The sequence below is a fragment of the Cryobacterium sp. M96 genome (assembly GCF_002929845.1).
In the GTDB taxonomy this organism is placed as follows: Bacteria; Actinomycetota; Actinomycetes; order Actinomycetales; family Microbacteriaceae; genus Cryobacterium; species Cryobacterium sandaracinum.
This window is the reverse complement of record NZ_PJJS01000046.1, coordinates 73,432-89,419: the sequence shown is the minus strand read 5'-3', so window position 1 is coordinate 89,419 and position 15,988 is coordinate 73,432. Positions and strand designations below refer to the sequence as shown.

The following is a 15,988-nucleotide window of genomic DNA, read 5'->3' as shown; positions in this document are numbered from 1 at the left end:
TCTTCTTATTTTTTAGGGCCGGATTGCTTTTTGGCACGATTCTTTGCGACCGGCTGCTGACGCTGAGGCTTCTTGGGTTCTTCGACCACAATCACGTCACCATCCGTGGCGATGAGTTTACCCTTTCGGGCCAGTCGCTCTTCACGCGCCTTGGCGGCCTCACTGCCGGGCGTGGGCATATTCCGGATGACCAGGAACTGCTGGATCATGGTCCAGATGTTCGAGGTGAGCCAGTAGAACATGACGCCGAGAGGGAAGGCAACACCGGAGAAGGCAAAGACGAGGGGAAGCAGGTAGAGCATGATGCGCTGCTGCTTGAACATGGGGCTTGCCTTGGTTTCCGGCGACATGTTCTTGGAGACGATCTGTAGCTGGGTGATGAACTGTGAGGCGGTCATCAGGACCACCATGATGGCCGCGATCCACATAACGACGGCATTGAAGTCCTGACCAGCGACCATTTTCGTCCACTGAGACGCGAACGAGTCATGCAGCGGCGCGTCGCCGAAGAGGGTGGCGTTTCCGAAGCTCTTCGCGAGATCGTCGTTGAGTGGGCCGACTCCAGCCTGACTGCGTTGCGCGTCATTCAATACGGAGAACAGGGCGAAGAAGATCGGCATCTGCAGCAACAGAGGCAGGCAGGAGCTCAGCGGGTTGGTGCCTGTGCGCTTGTAGAGCTCCATGGTCTCGCGGGACATGGCCTCGCGCGAAAACTGGTCTTTCTTGCCCTTGTACTTGTCCTGAATCTTCTTGAGTTGCGGCGCGACCTCCAGCATCTTGCGCTGGCTCTTGATCTGCCGCACGAAGATGGGAATCAGGGCGGCCCTGACGACAATCACGAGTCCGACGATCGAGAGCACCCATGTGAGGCCGTCGTCGTAGTTCATCCCCATGACGGAGAAGAGGGAGTGGAATGCGACGAGTAGAGCCTCGACGACCCATTTCAGCGGCCAGAGAATCGTACCTAGGAGGTCCATCTTTGCGTCAGCCCTTTCCGTGGCTCGCTGCGATAACAAAACCAAACGACGTCACGATGACGCGACGCTTCCGCCTGAGGGGAACGTCATCGATCCCGCCTTCGGCCCACGGATGGCATCGGCCCAGCCGCAGCGCGGCTCGGGCTGATCCCACGACGAGTCCGTATTCCTGAACGGTGCCGAGTGCATACGCCGAACAGGAGGGGTAGTACCGGCAAACATCGCCGTAGAGCGGGGAAATCACGGCTCTGTACGCACGCAGTACGAGAACCCCCGCATTGCGTGGGAGGAGTACGAGCGTAGTCAAGAACCTGTTCATCAGTCAGCGATCCGATCGGATCGCTGCCGGGGCCTTACCGGCAACGGATGTAACCGAAATGCGCTGAAACTTCTCCAGCGCCACGGACAGTTCCGCATGCAGGGTCGACCACGGCGCATCCGCTGCTGACGGCAGAGCGCGGATGACGACATCCGTGCCGGGCCGCGCAGAGATCAGCACAGCGTAGCTCGCCGCCTTCAAACGACGTCGGACCCGATTGCGCCGCACGGCGTCACCCACGTTTTTCGCCACAATGAAACCGAACCGTGCCGGAGCCTCCTCCGGATTCCGGCGCAGATACGTCACCAGGTGCGGGCCGACGATGCGCGCACCCCGGCGCACGACCGACTTGTAGTCGTCACCGGCGGTGATGCGATTGGCCCCCGCGAGCACGAGAGTACTTAAGCGGAGAGTTCGATGCGACCCTTGCGACGGCGAGCACCCAGAATCGCGCGGCCGGCACGGGTCTTCATGCGAAGGCGGAAGCCGTGCACCTTGGCGCGACGGCGATTGTTCGGCTGGAACGTTCTCTTGCTCATTGTTTTGTCTCCACGTGTTAAATCTCCGTAGGCCAAACTGAGCGGCCGGGAAAGAGTGAGGTAGCCCTCGGGCTGGGGTCAACTGATTAAAACTACGGCTTTGGCCGGTGATGGTCAAACTCGACCTCCCGAAATCATCGGTTGTACACACAATCGCACCCATTTCGAGCATCGACACGCGCACGAAATGCGAACGAATTTGGCCGGACTGGCGGTGATTGACTACCGTGAGGACAAGTTATCCACAGGTTTTCAACAAACCCTGTGAATTGGGGCTTATTTGCCCACAGGCGGTGGATAACCTTGTGGATGCTTTGGCTGGATTATGCGTTCAGAGACGAGCCCAATCCTCGATCTCCGTCGTTGTAGAAGGCAACAATGAGAGAAAAGCGGAGAAACCATGGCCACCGAAGAACAGCCCATCACGGAGACCTGGCGGTCTGTCCTGACCAGCCTGGAATCCGACGACAGCATCACGCCCATGCTGTACGGCTTTCTCAACCTGGTCGAACCCAAGGGTATCGCCGCCGGCACGTTCTACCTCGAGGTCCCCAACGAGTTCACGGCCAGCATGCTCAATCAGCGCATGCGAGTGCCGCTCCTGACGGCGATGGGCCACTTGGATGAGGCGTCCGCGGTGTCCACCTTCTATGTGGTCGTCAATCCCGAGCTGGAGAAGGAATCCATCCGGCCGGTGCACGAATCGAGTTCTCCCCCCGATGTGGAAACCCCAGCCGCACCGCAATCGGTGTTCGAGAGCAGCTCGCCCGAGCGGCCCCATGACACCCGGTTGAACTCGAAGTACAGCTTCGACAACTTCGTGATCGGCCAGTCCAACCGCTTTGCACACGCCGCGGCGGTCGCGGTAGCGGAGGCGCCGGCGAAGGCCTACAACCCTCTCTTCGTCTATGGGTCGTCCGGCCTCGGTAAAACCCACCTTCTGCACGCCATCGGCCACTACGCGATGAGCCTGTACCCCGGCATCCGGGTGCGTTATGTCAGCTCAGAGGAATTCACCAACGACTTCATCAACTCGATCGCCAACAACCGTGGTTCCGCATTCCAGTCGCGTTACCGCAATATCGACATCCTGATGATCGACGACATCCAATTTCTGCAGGGCAAGGCGGAAACGCAAGAAGCCTTCTTCCACACCTTCAACACCCTGCACGATCACAACAAGCAGGTGGTCATCACGAGCGACCTCCCGCCCAAGCACCTCACCGGTTTTGAGGACCGAATGCGGTCACGCTTCGAGTGGGGCCTGATCACGGATGTCCAGGCACCCGACCTGGAAACGCGAATTGCGATCCTACGCAAGAAGGCACAGAGCGAGAAACTGCAGGTCCCGCACGATATTCTCGAGTTCATGGCCTCGAAGGTCTCCTCGAACATCCGTGAACTCGAGGGAACCCTAATCCGGGTGACGGCCTTCGCGAGCCTCAACCGCACCCCGGTCGACATGGACCTGGTCCAGACGGTGTTGAAGGACCTGATCACCCTCGATGAGGACAACGTGATCGCTCCGGTCGATATCATCACCAACACCGCCGACTACTTCAAGCTCTCCGTGGATGACCTCTACGGGTCATCCCGGTCGCAGGCGATCGCCACGGCGCGCCAGATCGCGATGTACCTGTGCCGTGAGCTGACCAACCTCTCCTTGCCCAAGATCGGCCAATTGTTCGGCAACCGCGACCACACCACGGTGATGTACGCGAATAAAAAGATCAGCGAGCTGATGAAGGAACGCCGGTCGATCTACAACCAGGTGACCGAGCTCACGAACCGCATCAAGCAGAACCACCGTTACAAATAGCGGTATTCCTTCAGTTTTCACACCTGTGGATAACCCTGTGGAAATTGTTTACACAACTGGGCACAACCTGTAGAAACTCAGCACGTGGTTGTGCAAACTCCCCTCCTTGCCAAACCGGCACGACACCGAAGTGTGCTGGGCACTCACAGGCTGCCAACAAGTTACAAGTTTGTAGTTCCCAGTCGCGTGGCGGCATCCCACAAGTTATCCACAGTTTCCACACCGGTTAAGAAGATTAACAATTAACTTCTCTTTCTCTCCATCCGACAACCTTGAGTGCTCGACGGTTGCAAAAATTTGCTCCGTGAAACACGGCTACCATTGAGGCCGTATCCAGGTCTCTAACCGAACAGGAGTGACTTCGTGAGATTTCAGGCCAACCGGGACGTCTTCAGTGAAGCCGTCTCTTTCGCTGTCAAGCTCCTTCCCCAGCGGACGACGCTGCCGATTTTGAGCGGTGTGCTGATTGAGGCGACGGCAACCGGGCTGATCCTCTCCTCGTTCGACTACGAGGTCTCCGCGCAAACCGAGATCGCCGCCGACGTCGAAGAAGTCGGCAAAGTTCTCGTCTCGGGACGACTCCTCGCCGACATCGCCAGTCGGATGCCCAACGCACCGGTGCGGTTCTCGACCAACGAATCCCGGATCACGGTCAGTTGTGGCAGTGCGAGTTTCACGTTGCTCTCCATGCCGGTTGAGGAATACCCGAGCATCCCGCAGGTCAGCGCGCAGTCCGGTCTCGTGCCCGCCGAAGAGTTCTCGGCCGCTGTCGCCCAGGTGGCCGTGGCTGCCTCCCGTGACGATGTCACCCCCGTGATCACCGGCGTACAGCTGCAAGTCACGGAAAACAGCCTCAGCCTCGTGGCCACAGACCGGTACCGTGTTGCCGTGCGCGAGATCGATTGGGATAAAGGCAGCACCACGACCACCGACACCATCACGGCCCTGGTTCCGGCCCGCACTCTGCAGGAGGTCGGCAAGACGTTCGGTCACAGCGGCACGATTTCTATCGCGATCACCCACACCGACGACCGCGAGCTCATCGCCTTCACCGCCGATAAGAAAACCGTCACCTCCCTTCTGATCAAGGGAAACTATCCACCCGTGCGGCGCCTGTTCCCCGATAACGTGGACAACTACGCGGTCATGAACACGGCGGACCTGATCGAGGCGACCCGTCGAGTGCAGCTCGTCCTCGAGCGCGAAGCAGCCCTGAGGTTCACCTTCACCGCCGACGGTCTCACCCTCGAGGCGGTCGGATCGGAGCAGGCCCAGGCATCGGAGACGATCGACGCGATCCTGTCCGGTACGGACACGATCGTTTCGTTGAAACCTCAGTTTTTGCTCGACGGCCTGGGCGCGGTGCACTCGGAATTTGTGCGAATCTCTTTCACGAAGACCGAGAATCCCAACAAGCCGGGCCCGGTTCTGATCACCAGCCAGACCTCTCGGGATCAGCCGGGCGCCGACAGCTACAAGTACCTGCTCCAGCCCAACCTGCTGTTGCGCTAGACCAATCTCGGAAGGAACAGCCATGCACATCGGCATCATCGGCCTGGGGAAAATGGGCGCGAACATGCGCGACCGTCTGCGGGCCAATGGCGTCGAGGTCACTGGTTTCGACCGGAACCCCGAGATTTCGGACGTTGCCGGCACCGCTGAGCTGATTGCCGCGCTGCCGGCTCCGCGGCTTGTTTGGGTAATGGTCCCGGCCGGTGCCGCGACGGATGCCGTGATCGCCGAATTGGCCAATGAGCTTAGCGCCGGCGACCTTGTCATCGACGGTGGAAACTCGCGCTTCACCGATGACTTCGCCCATGCCGCCCTTCTGGCGGCATCGGGCGTGCATTACGTCGACGCCGGGGTTTCCGGGGGCGTGTGGGGGCTGACCAATGGATTCGGGGTGATGGTCGGTGGCGCCGCCGAGCAGGTCGAGCGCGCCATGCCCGTCTTCGACGCTCTGCGTCCCGAGGGCCCACGCGACGAGAGTTTCGTGCATGCCGGAGCGGTCGGCGCCGGGCATTACGCGAAGATGGTGCACAACGGAATCGAATATGCCCTCATGCAGTCATACGCCGAGGGCTATGAACTGCTGGAGAAGCGCAGTGACCTGATCGCCGACGTTCCCGGCGTGTTCAAGGCCTGGCAGCGCGGCACCGTGGTGCGGTCCTGGCTGCTTGAACTTCTCGTGCGAGCCCTGGACGACGACCCGGAACTTCAGAACATCGAGGGTTTCGTCGAGGATTCCGGTGAGGGCCGCTGGGCCATCGAAGAGGCCATCAATAACGCGGTACCCGTACCGACGATCAGCGCGGCCATCTTCGCGCGGTTCGTGTCCCGGCAGGACGACTCCCCCGCGATGAAGGCGGTCGCGGCCCTGCGCAATCAGTTCGGCGGCCACGCCGTCAAAACAACCGACTGACCCGAGTGCGGGTCCAACACCTTTCGCTGACCGACTTTCGCAACTATGCGCAGGTCGAGGTGCCGTTCGCGCCGGGACCCAATCTGATCGTGGGCCGGAATGGGCAGGGAAAGACCAATCTCGTCGAGGCCCTGGGATTCCTCAGTACCCTCAGTTCGCACCGGGTCTCCAACACGTCCGCCATGATCAGGGCCGGTCGCGACGCCGGCATCATCCGGGCCAAGCTCGAGTTCAACGGCCGCGAGATCCTGACCGAGGTGCAGATCAACCGCTCGGGCTTGAACCGGGCCCAAGTCAACCGGTCGGTGATCAAGACTCGAGAACTCCCACGTTTTTTCTCCAGCGTGCTCTTCGCCCCTGAAGACCTGGCACTGGTTCGGGGTGACCCGTCCGGGCGCCGGCGATTCCTCGACCAATTGCTCGTGCTGCGCACCCCCCGGCTTAGCGGGGTTCTGGCCGACTACGACCGGGTGCTGCGCCAGCGGAATACGCTGCTGAAGTCGGCGCGGGCCTCGGGGGTGCGCACCACCCAGCTTGGAACACTCGAGATCTGGGACGATCGCCTCGTTGCTTTCGGCTCCGAGATCATCGACGAGCGGGCCGAACTCGTTCGCCTGCTCGGGCCACCCCTGGGTGCTGCGTACCGGGCGGTCGCGGGGGAAGACCATGGGCCGATGCTGGTTCCATCGCTCAGCATCCTGGGTGCAGACGAGGATGCAGCGATGGAGGCGATGGCCTCGACGGGCTCGGTTCCCACCGGTTCGGTTTCGTCAGCCTCGGTTTCGACAGGATCGACCACCGGGGACTCGTTTCGCACGGCACTGGCCGCCCTTCGTCGCAAGGAGCTCGACCGGGGTATGACCCTGGTCGGACCGCATCGGGACGACCTGGTCTTCGCGCTCAATGCACTGCCCGCCAAGGGCTATGCCAGCCATGGTGAGTCGTGGTCGTTCGCCCTCGCCCTGAAACTCGCCTCGGCGGAGCTGCTGCGCCGGGACTCGACGACGGGCGACCCGGTCCTGATCCTCGACGACGTCTTCGCCGAACTGGATCTGAGCCGCCGGAGACGTCTGGCCGCCGCCGTCACCGGTTTCGAACAGGTCCTGATCACCGCGGCGGTGCTCGAAGACGTGCCGGAAGAACTCACCGAGCACACCATCCACATCCATGCCGGGGCGGTCGTCGATGGCTGAGCCGAGCGAGGCCTCCCGGGTCTACCTGCGCTTCAAGGATGTATTCGGTGACCCAAACGCCAAGCGCAGCCGCGCCCGACGGCGTCCTGGAGCCGAAATCGGCTCGAGCGTTCCGTTCGGTGCGGGCCGGGATCCTCGGGGACTGAGCGATACGATCAAATCGCTCACGCTGCAGCTGGGTTGGAATTCACCACTGGCCCAATCGGAGCTGCTTGCTTCCTGGGCCCTGCTGGCCGGCGAGGAGACGTCGAAACACTCGACCCCGGTCGGAATCGACGAGGGCGTTTTGACGGTGCAGTGCGAGTCGACGGCCTGGGCGACGCAGCTGCGCATGATGCGGGTGGAGATAATGACGCATATCGCCGTGAAGTATCCGGACGCAGGCATCGAGTCGATCCGTTTTCAAGGACCTAACGCCCCCTCTTGGAAAAAGGGTCCCAGATCAATTCCAGGGCGCGGTCCACGCGATACCTATGGGTAACTGGACAAAACAGGTCAACACGGTGCATTAAACGCCGCAGATGCCCGATTTGGCCCGCAGTGCTTGGCGTCTTTGGTAGGCTAAAGGGTCGCCCGCGCGACGGTCAGGAGCCCCATTACAGATGTCAGTTGACCCACAGATCGAGCCGGAGCACGGATACGGCGCAGACGATATCCAAGTTCTCGAGGGACTTGAAGCCGTTCGTAAACGACCCGGAATGTATATCGGGTCCACCGGACCTCGCGGTCTGCATCACCTCGTCTACGAGATCGTGGACAACTCAGTCGACGAGGCCCTCGCCGGTTATTGCGACACCATCGACATTAAGATCCTGTCGGATGGCGCGGTTCGCGTCGCCGACAACGGCCGAGGAATTCCGGTCGACATTCACAAGGCGGAGGGCCGCTCGACCGTCGAGGTCGTGCTCACCGTGCTGCACGCCGGAGGCAAGTTCGGCGGCGGAGGGTACGCGGTGTCCGGCGGTCTGCACGGCGTGGGCAGCTCGGTTGTCAACGCGCTGTCCAGCCGCCTCGAGGTGGAGGTACGCCGTCAGGGTCACGTCTGGCGCCAGAGCTTCCACGACGGCGTGCCCAACGCTCCCCTCACCATGGACGAGCCGTCGGATGCAACCGGCACCACCATCACGTTCTGGCCAAGTTCGGAGACCTTTGAGACCACGGACTTCGACTTCGAGACTCTGCGAGCCCGCTTCCAGCAGATGGGCTTCCTGAATAAGGGACTCAGCCTCACGCTCACCGACGAGCGCCCGCAGAACCTCGACGACGAGGGCACGCCGGTCACCAGGACCTTCCTCTACGAGAACGGCCTTGTCGACTACGTCGAATATCTCAACCGGGCCAAGAAAGCCGACCTGGTCAACGACGAGATCATCTCGTTCGAGTGGGAAGATCACGAACGCAAGATGGCGCTTGAAGTGGCCATGCAGTGGACCACCGCCTACACCGAGAGCGTGCACACCTACGCGAACACGATCAACACCCACGAGGGAGGCACCCACGAGGAGGGCTTCCGCGCCGCGCTCACCACCCTCGTCAACAAATACGCCCGGGAAAAGGGCATCCTGAAGGAAAAAGACGACAACCTCACTGGTGACGACGTGCGCGAGGGCCTGACCGCCGTGGTCTCGATCAAGCTCGCCGAACCGCAGTTCGAGGGACAGACGAAGACCAAGCTGGGCAACACCGAGGCGAAGTCCTTCGTGCAGAAGGTCGCCAACGACCAGCTATCCGACTGGTTCAACCGCAACCCCAACCCGGCGCGGGAAATTATCCGCAAGGCGCTTCAAGCTTCGAACGCACGGATGGCCGCCCGCAAAGCGCGAGAGACCGCCCGGCGCAAGGGACTCCTCGAGGGTGGCGGCATGCCCGGCAAGCTTAAGGACTGCCAGAGCAAGGACCCATCGCTTTCCGAGATCTTCATCGTGGAGGGTGACTCGGCCGGCGGATCCGCCGTGCAGGGCCGCAACCCCGAGTTCCAGGCGATTCTGCCCCTGCGGGGCAAGATCCTGAACGTGGAGAAGGCCCGGCTCGACCGTGCCCTCGGCAACGCCGAGGTTCAGGCCATGATCACGGCCTTCGGCGCCGGCATGGGCGAAGAGTTCAACCCCGACAAGGTGCGGTACCACAAGATCGTTTTGATGGCCGACGCCGATGTCGACGGCCAGCACATCACGACCCTGCTGCTCACATTGCTCTTCCGGTATATGCGGCCACTTATCGATCTCGGATATGTCTACCTGGCCCAGCCGCCGTTGTACCGCCTCAAATGGGCGAACTCGGCACACGAGTACGTCTACTCCGACCGAGAGCGCGACGCGCTCCTCGAAGACGGAGCCGCGGCCGGCAAGCGCATTCCGAAGGACAACGGGATCCAGCGCTACAAGGGTCTGGGCGAGATGGACTACAAGGAGCTGTGGGAAACCACGATGGCACCCGAGTCCCGCACTCTGCTGCAGGTCACCCTCGACGATGCTGCCGCCGCCGACGAAATCTTCTCCACTTTGATGGGCGAAGACGTCGAGTCCCGCCGTAACTTCATCCAGAAGAACGCGAAGGACGTGCGTTTCCTTGACATCTGACCACTCCAACACCGGCGGCACCTCGGGCGAGGGCCCCGACGGGACCGACATGGACGCCGCGTCCGTGGCAGCAGACACCGCGGCCAAGGCTGCGCACCTCGTGCAGCACGGCAAGATCGATCAGGTCGACCTGCAGCTGGAAATGCAACGCTCCTACCTCGACTACGCGATGAGCGTCATCGTCGGGCGCGCGCTGCCCGACGTGCGCGACGGCATGAAGCCCGTGCACCGTCGCGTCATCTACGCCATGTTCGACGGCGGCTACCGTCCGGACAAGGCGTTCTCCAAGTGTGCTCGCGTGGTGGGCGACGTGATGGGGCAGTTTCACCCCCACGGTGACTCCTCGATCTACGACGCGCTCGTGCGCCTCGTGCAGCCTTGGAGCCTTCGTTATCCGCTGGCCCTCGGGCAAGGCAACTTTGGCTCCCCCGGCAACGACGGCGCCGCAGCCCCACGGTACACCGAAACGAAGATGGCCCCGCTCGCTCTCGAGATGGTGCGCGACATCGACGAGGACACCGTCGACTTCCAGGACAACTACGACGGCCGCACACTCGAGCCCACCGTATTGCCCTCCCGCTTCCCTAACCTGCTGGTCAACGGCTCGGTCGGCATCGCCGTGGGTATGGCCACAAACATCCCGCCGCACAACCTGCGCGAGGTGGCGGCCGGCGCCCTGTGGTACCTGCAGAACCCCGACGCGACCCGCGATGAACTGCTCGAAGCGCTGATCCAGCGCATCAAGGGCCCCGACTTCCCCACCGGCGCTCAGATCCTCGGCATCAAGGGCATCCAGGATGCCTATCGCACCGGCCGTGGTTCCATCACCATGCGTGCCGTGGTGAGCATCGAGGAGCTCCAGGGTCGCACCTGCCTGGTGATCACCGAGCTGCCCTACCAGGTCAACCCGGACAACCTCGCGATCAAGATCGCCGACCTGGTCAAGGACGGCAAGATCGGCGGCATCGCCGACATCCGTGACGAAACCAGTGGCCGTACGGGCCAGCGCCTTGTGATCGTTCTCAAGCGCGACGCGGTGGCGAAGGTCGTGCTGAACAACCTCTACAAGCACACCCAGCTGCAGGAGAACTTCGGCGCGAACATGTTGGCCATCGTCGACGGGGTGCCGCGCACCCTGTCCCTCGACGGCTTCATTAACGCGTGGGTCGCCCATCAGGTAGAGGTCATCGTGCGGCGCACCCAGTTCCGCCTGAAGAAAGCCGAAGCGGATGCGCACATCCTGCGCGGCTATCTCAAGGCCCTCGACGCCCTCGACGAGGTGATCGCCCTCATCCGTCGCTCCCCCACCGTCGACGACGCTCGTACCGGCCTGATGGAACTGCTGGACGTGGACAAGCTCCAGGCCGATGCGATCCTGACCATGCAGCTGCGACGACTAGCTGCTCTGGAACGTCAGAAGATCATCGATCAGGCTGCCGAGTTGGAACTGCAGATCGTGGAGTTCCAGTCAATCTTGGCCAGCCCGGAGCGTCAGCGCACCATCATCAGCGATGAGCTCACCGAGATCACCGACAAGTTCGGCGACGACCGGCGCACCGAGATCATGTTCGGCTTCGACGGTGACATGTCGATCGAGGACCTCATCCCCGAAGAGGAGATGGTGGTCACGGTTACCCGCGGCGGCTACATCAAGCGCACGCGCAGTGACAATTACCGCAATCAGCACCGCGGCGGCAGGGGTGTCAAGGGAGCCCAGCTGCGGGCGGACGACGTGGTCGAGCACTTCTTCGTCACGACCACGCACCACTGGCTGCTGTTCTTCACGAACACCGGACGCGTCTACCGGGCCAAGGCCTACGAAGCGCAGGAATCCGGCCGGGACGCGAAGGGCCAGCACGTCGCCAACCTGCTCGCGCTGCAGCCGGGTGAGGAGATCGCGCAGATCCTGGACATTCGCGACTACGGCGTGGCCCAGTACCTGACGCTTGCGACCCGCGACGGCCTGATTAAGAAGACCGAGCTGCGCGAATACGACACGAACCGCACGGGCGGCATCATCGCGATCAAGCTGCGCGAGGGCGACGAACTTGTCTCGGCCCTGCTGGTCGAAAACGACTCCGACCTGCTGCTCGTCTCCAAAAAAGGAATGTCGATCCGGTTCACGGCGTCGGATGAGGCGTTGCGCCCGATGGGACGCAGCACCTCCGGCGTCATCGGAATGCACTTTCGCGGCGAGGACAGCCTGCTGGACGCATCCGTGGTCTCGGGCGACGGCTATGTGTTCGTCGTGACCGAGGGCGGTTACGCCAAGCGCACCGCAGCCGACCAGTACCGCCTCCAGAACCGAGGCGGCCTGGGCATCAAGGTGGCCAAGCTCAACGACGACCGTGGCGACCTGGTGGGTTCGTTGATCGTCGACGAGGAAGACGAGGTGCTCGTGGTACTTGCCAGCGGCAAGGTGGTACGCTCTGACGTCTCCGAAGTCCCGGCCAAGGGACGGGACACAATGGGCGTTGTTTTCGCTAAGTTTGCGGATGAAGACAGAATCATCGCCATTGCGAAAAACACCGAGCGCAATCTGGTGGCCGAGATTCTCGCGGCCGAACCGGAAAACGCCTTGGGAGAGGAAGAACCTGTAAATGAGTAGTGTCGCCGAAAAGCTCGCCAAGAAATCCAGCCGCAAGCCGGCCGCGACCAAGCAGGTGCGGCTCAAGCTCGTCTACGTGGATTTCTGGTCGGCTGTCAAACTGTCTTTCCTGATCGCTCTGTGCCTGGGCATCGTCACGATCGTGGCCACGTTCCTGATCTTTACGATCCTGAACGGAACGGGCATCTTCGGCAAGGTCGATGACCTCTACACCGATATCGCCGGCGCCTCGTCCGATCTGGCCAGTATCCTATCCATCGGGAACGTGATGGGCTTCGCCTTCGTCGTGGCCATCTTGAACACGGTCGTCATCACTGCGCTGGGAGCCGTGTACGCGGTTCTGTACAACCTGAGTGTGAAAATCACCGGCGGCTTGCTCGTCGGATTCACCAACAACTAGTCGTCGGATGTTGCCGGTCGGGTCGCTTTGCGGCTCGATTGGGACAATCCCGCCGAATCGGGTAGTCTCAAACCTGCCCATTAGGGGGATATAGCTCAGTTGGTTAGAGCGCTTCGCTGATAACGAAGAGGTCCCAGGTTCAAATCCCGGTATCCCCACGCAAGAAAAGTTTTGACAGCGCGGCATGCAATCCCCGTGATCATGCGGGGCCATAGCTCAATTGGTAGAGCGCCTGCTTTGCAAGCAGGAGGTCCGGGGTTCGATTCCCCGTGGCTCCACAAGGAAGAACGCCCGGCCCCTTTCTTTGGGGCCGGGCGTTCTCCATTTATCGGCCCTCAGTCACTTTCGCACAGCTTCACCCTGCGATTTGGTACGGTGAGGCGCATGTCAGCCAGCAACCGCCCCGCACCAGCCGCCGCAATGCCGCCCTCCCGGCCCACGGCCGACAGGCTCGCGATCACGGCCCTCTGGATGGGCATTGTGGCCTTCGCCGGCGGCTGGCTCCCGGTTCTCGGCCTGTTGCTCGCGATCGTAGGGAGTGTGCTCGGCATTATCGCGCGGCGGCGCTCGAATCGCCGGGAGCTGGCACAGATCGGGCTGATCCTCTCGATCGTCGCTGCGCTGTTCAATGTGGTCATCGACGTGATTGTCGTCATGTCGATTCTGACGCAGCTCGAAGAACTCGAGGGTGCCTCGACGACTCTTCTCGGCTGAGCCGGCAACCCGAAAGAAAAGGGGAGGGCCCGCATCTCATGGATGCGGGCCCTCCCCTGGTGTTGCGGTGCTGCGGTCTAGTCTTCGACTGATGTGGCGGCGGCGGGATCATCTTCAGCGACCCACAGCTCGTCGTCGGCGCGGAAGGTCTGCCAGACGGCGTAGGCGACGCCTGCGGCGGCGGCCAGGGCAACGCCGAGTGCGATGTAGGTGCCGGCGCCAGGACCCTTGTTCTCTAGCACGACAGGCTTCTGGAACCGCACGCGGTTCAGTGCCGCACGAACGCGGGCGTCGCGGGCAACGTCCCCGACGCTCATCACCGAGCCGATGGCCGTGCCGATTCCGCTGCCGATTCCGGGCAACACCCGGTCGATGACCTGGTGGCGAACACCTTCGGCGAGATCCTGAGTGGCCTGCACTCCAGGGCGCAAAAGGTGCTCATAGCTTTCACGCACGCGCGGAGCTACTTCTTCACGGGTGAGGATGCCGGCCTGGCGGCTGGCCTCCCTTGCAATGGCGTTGGCACGCTCGAGCACTTCCTGCTGGTTGTTCCATAATTCGTCTGCGCTCTTACGCAGCCGAGTAAGTTCCTTGCGGCGCTTGCGTGACAGGCTCATCTGGACCCTCCATCGATGTCATGTGGCGAACACTATCCATCTTGCCACGCAATCGTCTGGGAGGGCTCTGGGTGGAGCCGGTGTTGATCGGAATCCACTAATCCGGCTGTGCAAGAATTGAGTCCATGTCTAAGCACACCGCCGTCGCAACGCTCAATACCACCCTCGGACCGATCAAGGTCAACCTCTTCGGCAATCACGCGCCGAAGACCGTCAAGAACTTCGTCGGTCTCGCAACCGGCGAGATTGAGTGGAAGCACCCCGCCACCGGTCAAACCTCCAACGCACCTCTCTACGACGGTACGGTCTTCCACCGCATCATCAAGGACTTCATGATCCAGGCCGGCGACCCGCTCGGCCAGGGCACCGGTGGACCGGGCTACCAGTTCGACGATGAAATCAACTCGGACCTCGACTTCACACAGCCGTACGTGCTCGCAATGGCGAACGCCGGTATCCAGGGCGGACGCGGAACCAACGGTTCGCAGTTCTTCATCACCGTCGTGCCGACGACTTGGCTGCAGGGCAAGCACACCATCTTCGGTGCCGTCGAAGACGAGGAGTCCCGTGCGATCGTCGCCAAGCTCGCGACCGTGCCCACCGACGGCCGCGACCGTCCGCAGACCGAAGTCGTCATCGAGAGCGTCACCGTCGAGCAGGTCTAGGCTCCGCCTACGATGACAGGCCTGCCCGGAACCGCCGCTAACTTCTGCTACCGGCATCCGGGCAGGCAGAGTTACATCCTCTGCCAGCGCTGCGGCCGCACAATCTGCCCTGACTGCCAGACTCAGGGCGCCGTCGGCGTGATCTGCCCCGAGTGCATGAACGAACAGCGCAGGAATGCCCCGCGCACCAAGCCGGCCATCCTGACCCGGCTGAAGAGCACCTCGCACCCGGTGACCACAGTGATCATCGGCGTCACACTGGCGATATACCTGCTGCAGTTCATCCTGGGTGCTGGTTTCACCAGCCTCCTCTGGTACGCGGGCGTTTACTCCTCTCCCGGGAGCTTTGAGCCCTGGCGCATGCTGACGAGCGTGCTCGTGCACGGCTCCATCTTCCACGTACTGCTGAACATGTACACGCTCTGGATCTTCGGTCAGATCCTTGAGGGAATGCTCGGTCGTGGCCGTTTCCTCGCCCTGTACGTGCTGAGCGGCCTCGCCGGATCCCTGGGCGTCCTGTTCCTGTCCGACCCCCGGATTCCCGTTGTCGGCGCCTCCGGCGCCATCTTCGGCCTGATGGGCGCGTTCCTGATCATCCAGCGACGCCTGGGCGGCAACGCGACCCAGCTTTTGATCCTGGTCGGCATCAACCTGGTGATCGGATTCCTACCGGGGCTGAATGTGGCCTGGCAGGCGCACGTGGGCGGTCTGATCGCTGGTGCGGTGGTCGGGCTGATCTTCGTGCAGACCCGCCGCATCAAGCAGCAGCGGCTGCAGACCGTGCTGATAACGACTTTCGGGGCGTTTCTGGTGGTCGTCAGCGGTGCGATGTTCCTGACCTAGCTCGCCGAGTGAGCCCCGATTGCCCGGGGCAATGTGGGTTCGCGGAGGGTGGCGGAGAAGGTTGTTCCCGATACCGACGCAGGCGCGCAGGGGACCGCGGGGCGGGCGGTACGTGCGGCCCAACCGCCGTGTCTGTCGAGCCCGAGGCCTGCAGCTACTCTGCCCGAACGAATTCGACGGAGATTCTTCGCTAAATAGCCCGTTTGGGCTGAGGAACAGGTGTTTGACCCAGAATCTCCGTCGAATTGGTTCGACGCCGGGCACGGCGCTCCGCCGGGGATGAACGCGTGCCC

Annotated in this window: 16 protein-coding genes and 2 tRNA genes; 13 read left to right on the top strand and 5 right to left on the bottom strand. The window is 62.1% G+C overall.

Translation table 11 applies throughout. The features are described from left to right. Window positions 1-5 precede the first annotated feature (5 nt). The 4 genes from yidC to rpmH are packed head-to-tail and all read right to left on the bottom strand — an operon-like array spanning window position 6 to window position 1,835. Window positions 6-977: a membrane protein insertase YidC gene (yidC, locus tag CXY79_RS08230; RefSeq protein WP_104100649.1), complete on the bottom strand. Its 972-nt coding sequence runs from the start codon at window positions 975-977 to the stop codon at window positions 6-8. A gap of 7 nt (window positions 978-984) precedes the next feature. Next, window positions 985-1,296, bottom strand: coding sequence for a membrane protein insertion efficiency factor YidD (yidD, locus tag CXY79_RS08225; RefSeq protein WP_104100648.1), 312 nt, complete (start codon window positions 1,294-1,296; stop codon window positions 985-987). A gap of 3 nt (window positions 1,297-1,299) precedes the next feature. Beyond that, window positions 1,300-1,689 (bottom strand): ribonuclease P protein component, encoded by a 390-nt coding sequence (rnpA, locus tag CXY79_RS08220; protein ID WP_104100647.1) that lies wholly within the window; start codon window positions 1,687-1,689, stop codon window positions 1,300-1,302. Window positions 1,690-1,697: 8 nt separating this feature from the next. Beyond that, the gene (gene rpmH / locus CXY79_RS08215) at window positions 1,698-1,835 is read right to left on the bottom strand and encodes a 50S ribosomal protein L34 (RefSeq protein WP_104100646.1); all 138 of its coding nucleotides are present in this window, start codon (window positions 1,833-1,835) and stop codon (window positions 1,698-1,700) included. A gap of 400 nt (window positions 1,836-2,235) precedes the next feature. Here rpmH and dnaA point away from each other — a divergent pair, with 400 nt between their 5' ends. From dnaA to CXY79_RS08160, 11 genes are all read left to right on the top strand, one after another. Then, on the top strand, window positions 2,236-3,654 hold the full coding sequence (gene dnaA / locus CXY79_RS08210) for a chromosomal replication initiator protein DnaA (protein WP_104100645.1): 1,419 nt from the start codon (window positions 2,236-2,238) through the stop codon (window positions 3,652-3,654). A gap of 363 nt (window positions 3,655-4,017) precedes the next feature. Further along, the gene (gene dnaN / locus CXY79_RS08205) at window positions 4,018-5,166 is read left to right on the top strand and encodes a DNA polymerase III subunit beta (RefSeq protein WP_104100644.1); all 1,149 of its coding nucleotides are present in this window, start codon (window positions 4,018-4,020) and stop codon (window positions 5,164-5,166) included. 4 nt (window positions 5,167-5,170) lie between these two features. Next, window positions 5,171-6,076: a phosphogluconate dehydrogenase (NAD(+)-dependent, decarboxylating) gene (gene gnd / locus CXY79_RS08200; protein ID WP_369827958.1), complete on the top strand. Its 906-nt coding sequence runs from the start codon at window positions 5,171-5,173 to the stop codon at window positions 6,074-6,076. Between the two features lie 5 nt (window positions 6,077-6,081). Beyond that, entirely contained in the window at window positions 6,082-7,269 is a 1,188-nt protein-coding gene (recF, locus tag CXY79_RS08195) for a DNA replication/repair protein RecF (protein ID WP_104100642.1), read from the top strand. Beyond that, entirely contained in the window at window positions 7,262-7,750 is a 489-nt protein-coding gene (locus CXY79_RS08190; protein WP_233191367.1) for a DUF721 domain-containing protein, read from the top strand. Before recF ends, CXY79_RS08190 begins: the two co-directional genes overlap by 8 nt. A 121-nt stretch (window positions 7,751-7,871) precedes the next feature. Next, window positions 7,872-9,848, top strand: a complete 1,977-nt coding sequence (gyrB, locus tag CXY79_RS08185) for a DNA topoisomerase (ATP-hydrolyzing) subunit B (RefSeq protein ID WP_104100640.1) — start codon at window positions 7,872-7,874, stop codon at window positions 9,846-9,848. Between the two features lie 49 nt (window positions 9,849-9,897). Continuing rightward, a complete protein-coding gene (gene gyrA, locus CXY79_RS08180; protein ID WP_104100675.1) occupies window positions 9,898-12,456 on the top strand; it encodes a DNA gyrase subunit A in 2,559 nt (852 codons plus the stop codon). Further along, window positions 12,449-12,856 carry a DUF3566 domain-containing protein gene (locus CXY79_RS08175; RefSeq protein WP_104100639.1) on the top strand — a complete coding sequence of 136 codons (408 nt, stop codon included), beginning with the start codon at window positions 12,449-12,451 and terminating at the stop codon, window positions 12,854-12,856. The genes gyrA and CXY79_RS08175 overlap by 8 nt, the downstream gene beginning before the upstream one ends. Window positions 12,857-12,940: 84 nt before the next feature. Next, window positions 12,941-13,014 (top strand) — tRNA-Ile (locus tag CXY79_RS08170). 47 nt (window positions 13,015-13,061) lie between these two features. Then, window positions 13,062-13,134, top strand: a tRNA-Ala gene (locus tag CXY79_RS08165). 106 nt (window positions 13,135-13,240) lie between these two features. Then, complete coding sequence (locus CXY79_RS08160) at window positions 13,241-13,570, top strand: hypothetical protein (protein WP_146068114.1); 330 nt, start codon at window positions 13,241-13,243, stop codon at window positions 13,568-13,570. Between the two features lie 77 nt (window positions 13,571-13,647). Here CXY79_RS08160 and CXY79_RS08155 read toward each other — a convergent pair whose 3' ends face one another. Beyond that, window positions 13,648-14,187, bottom strand: coding sequence for a hypothetical protein (locus tag CXY79_RS08155; RefSeq protein ID WP_104100637.1), 540 nt, complete (start codon window positions 14,185-14,187; stop codon window positions 13,648-13,650). A 125-nt stretch (window positions 14,188-14,312) separates the two neighbouring features. On the opposite strand from CXY79_RS08155, the gene CXY79_RS08150 reads away from it, so the two are divergent. Continuing rightward, complete coding sequence (locus tag CXY79_RS08150; protein ID WP_104100636.1) at window positions 14,313-14,852, top strand: peptidylprolyl isomerase; 540 nt, start codon at window positions 14,313-14,315, stop codon at window positions 14,850-14,852. 12 nt (window positions 14,853-14,864) lie between these two features. Beyond that, window positions 14,865-15,695, top strand: coding sequence for a rhomboid family intramembrane serine protease (locus tag CXY79_RS08145; RefSeq protein ID WP_104100635.1), 831 nt, complete (start codon window positions 14,865-14,867; stop codon window positions 15,693-15,695). Window positions 15,696-15,988 lie beyond the last annotated feature (293 nt).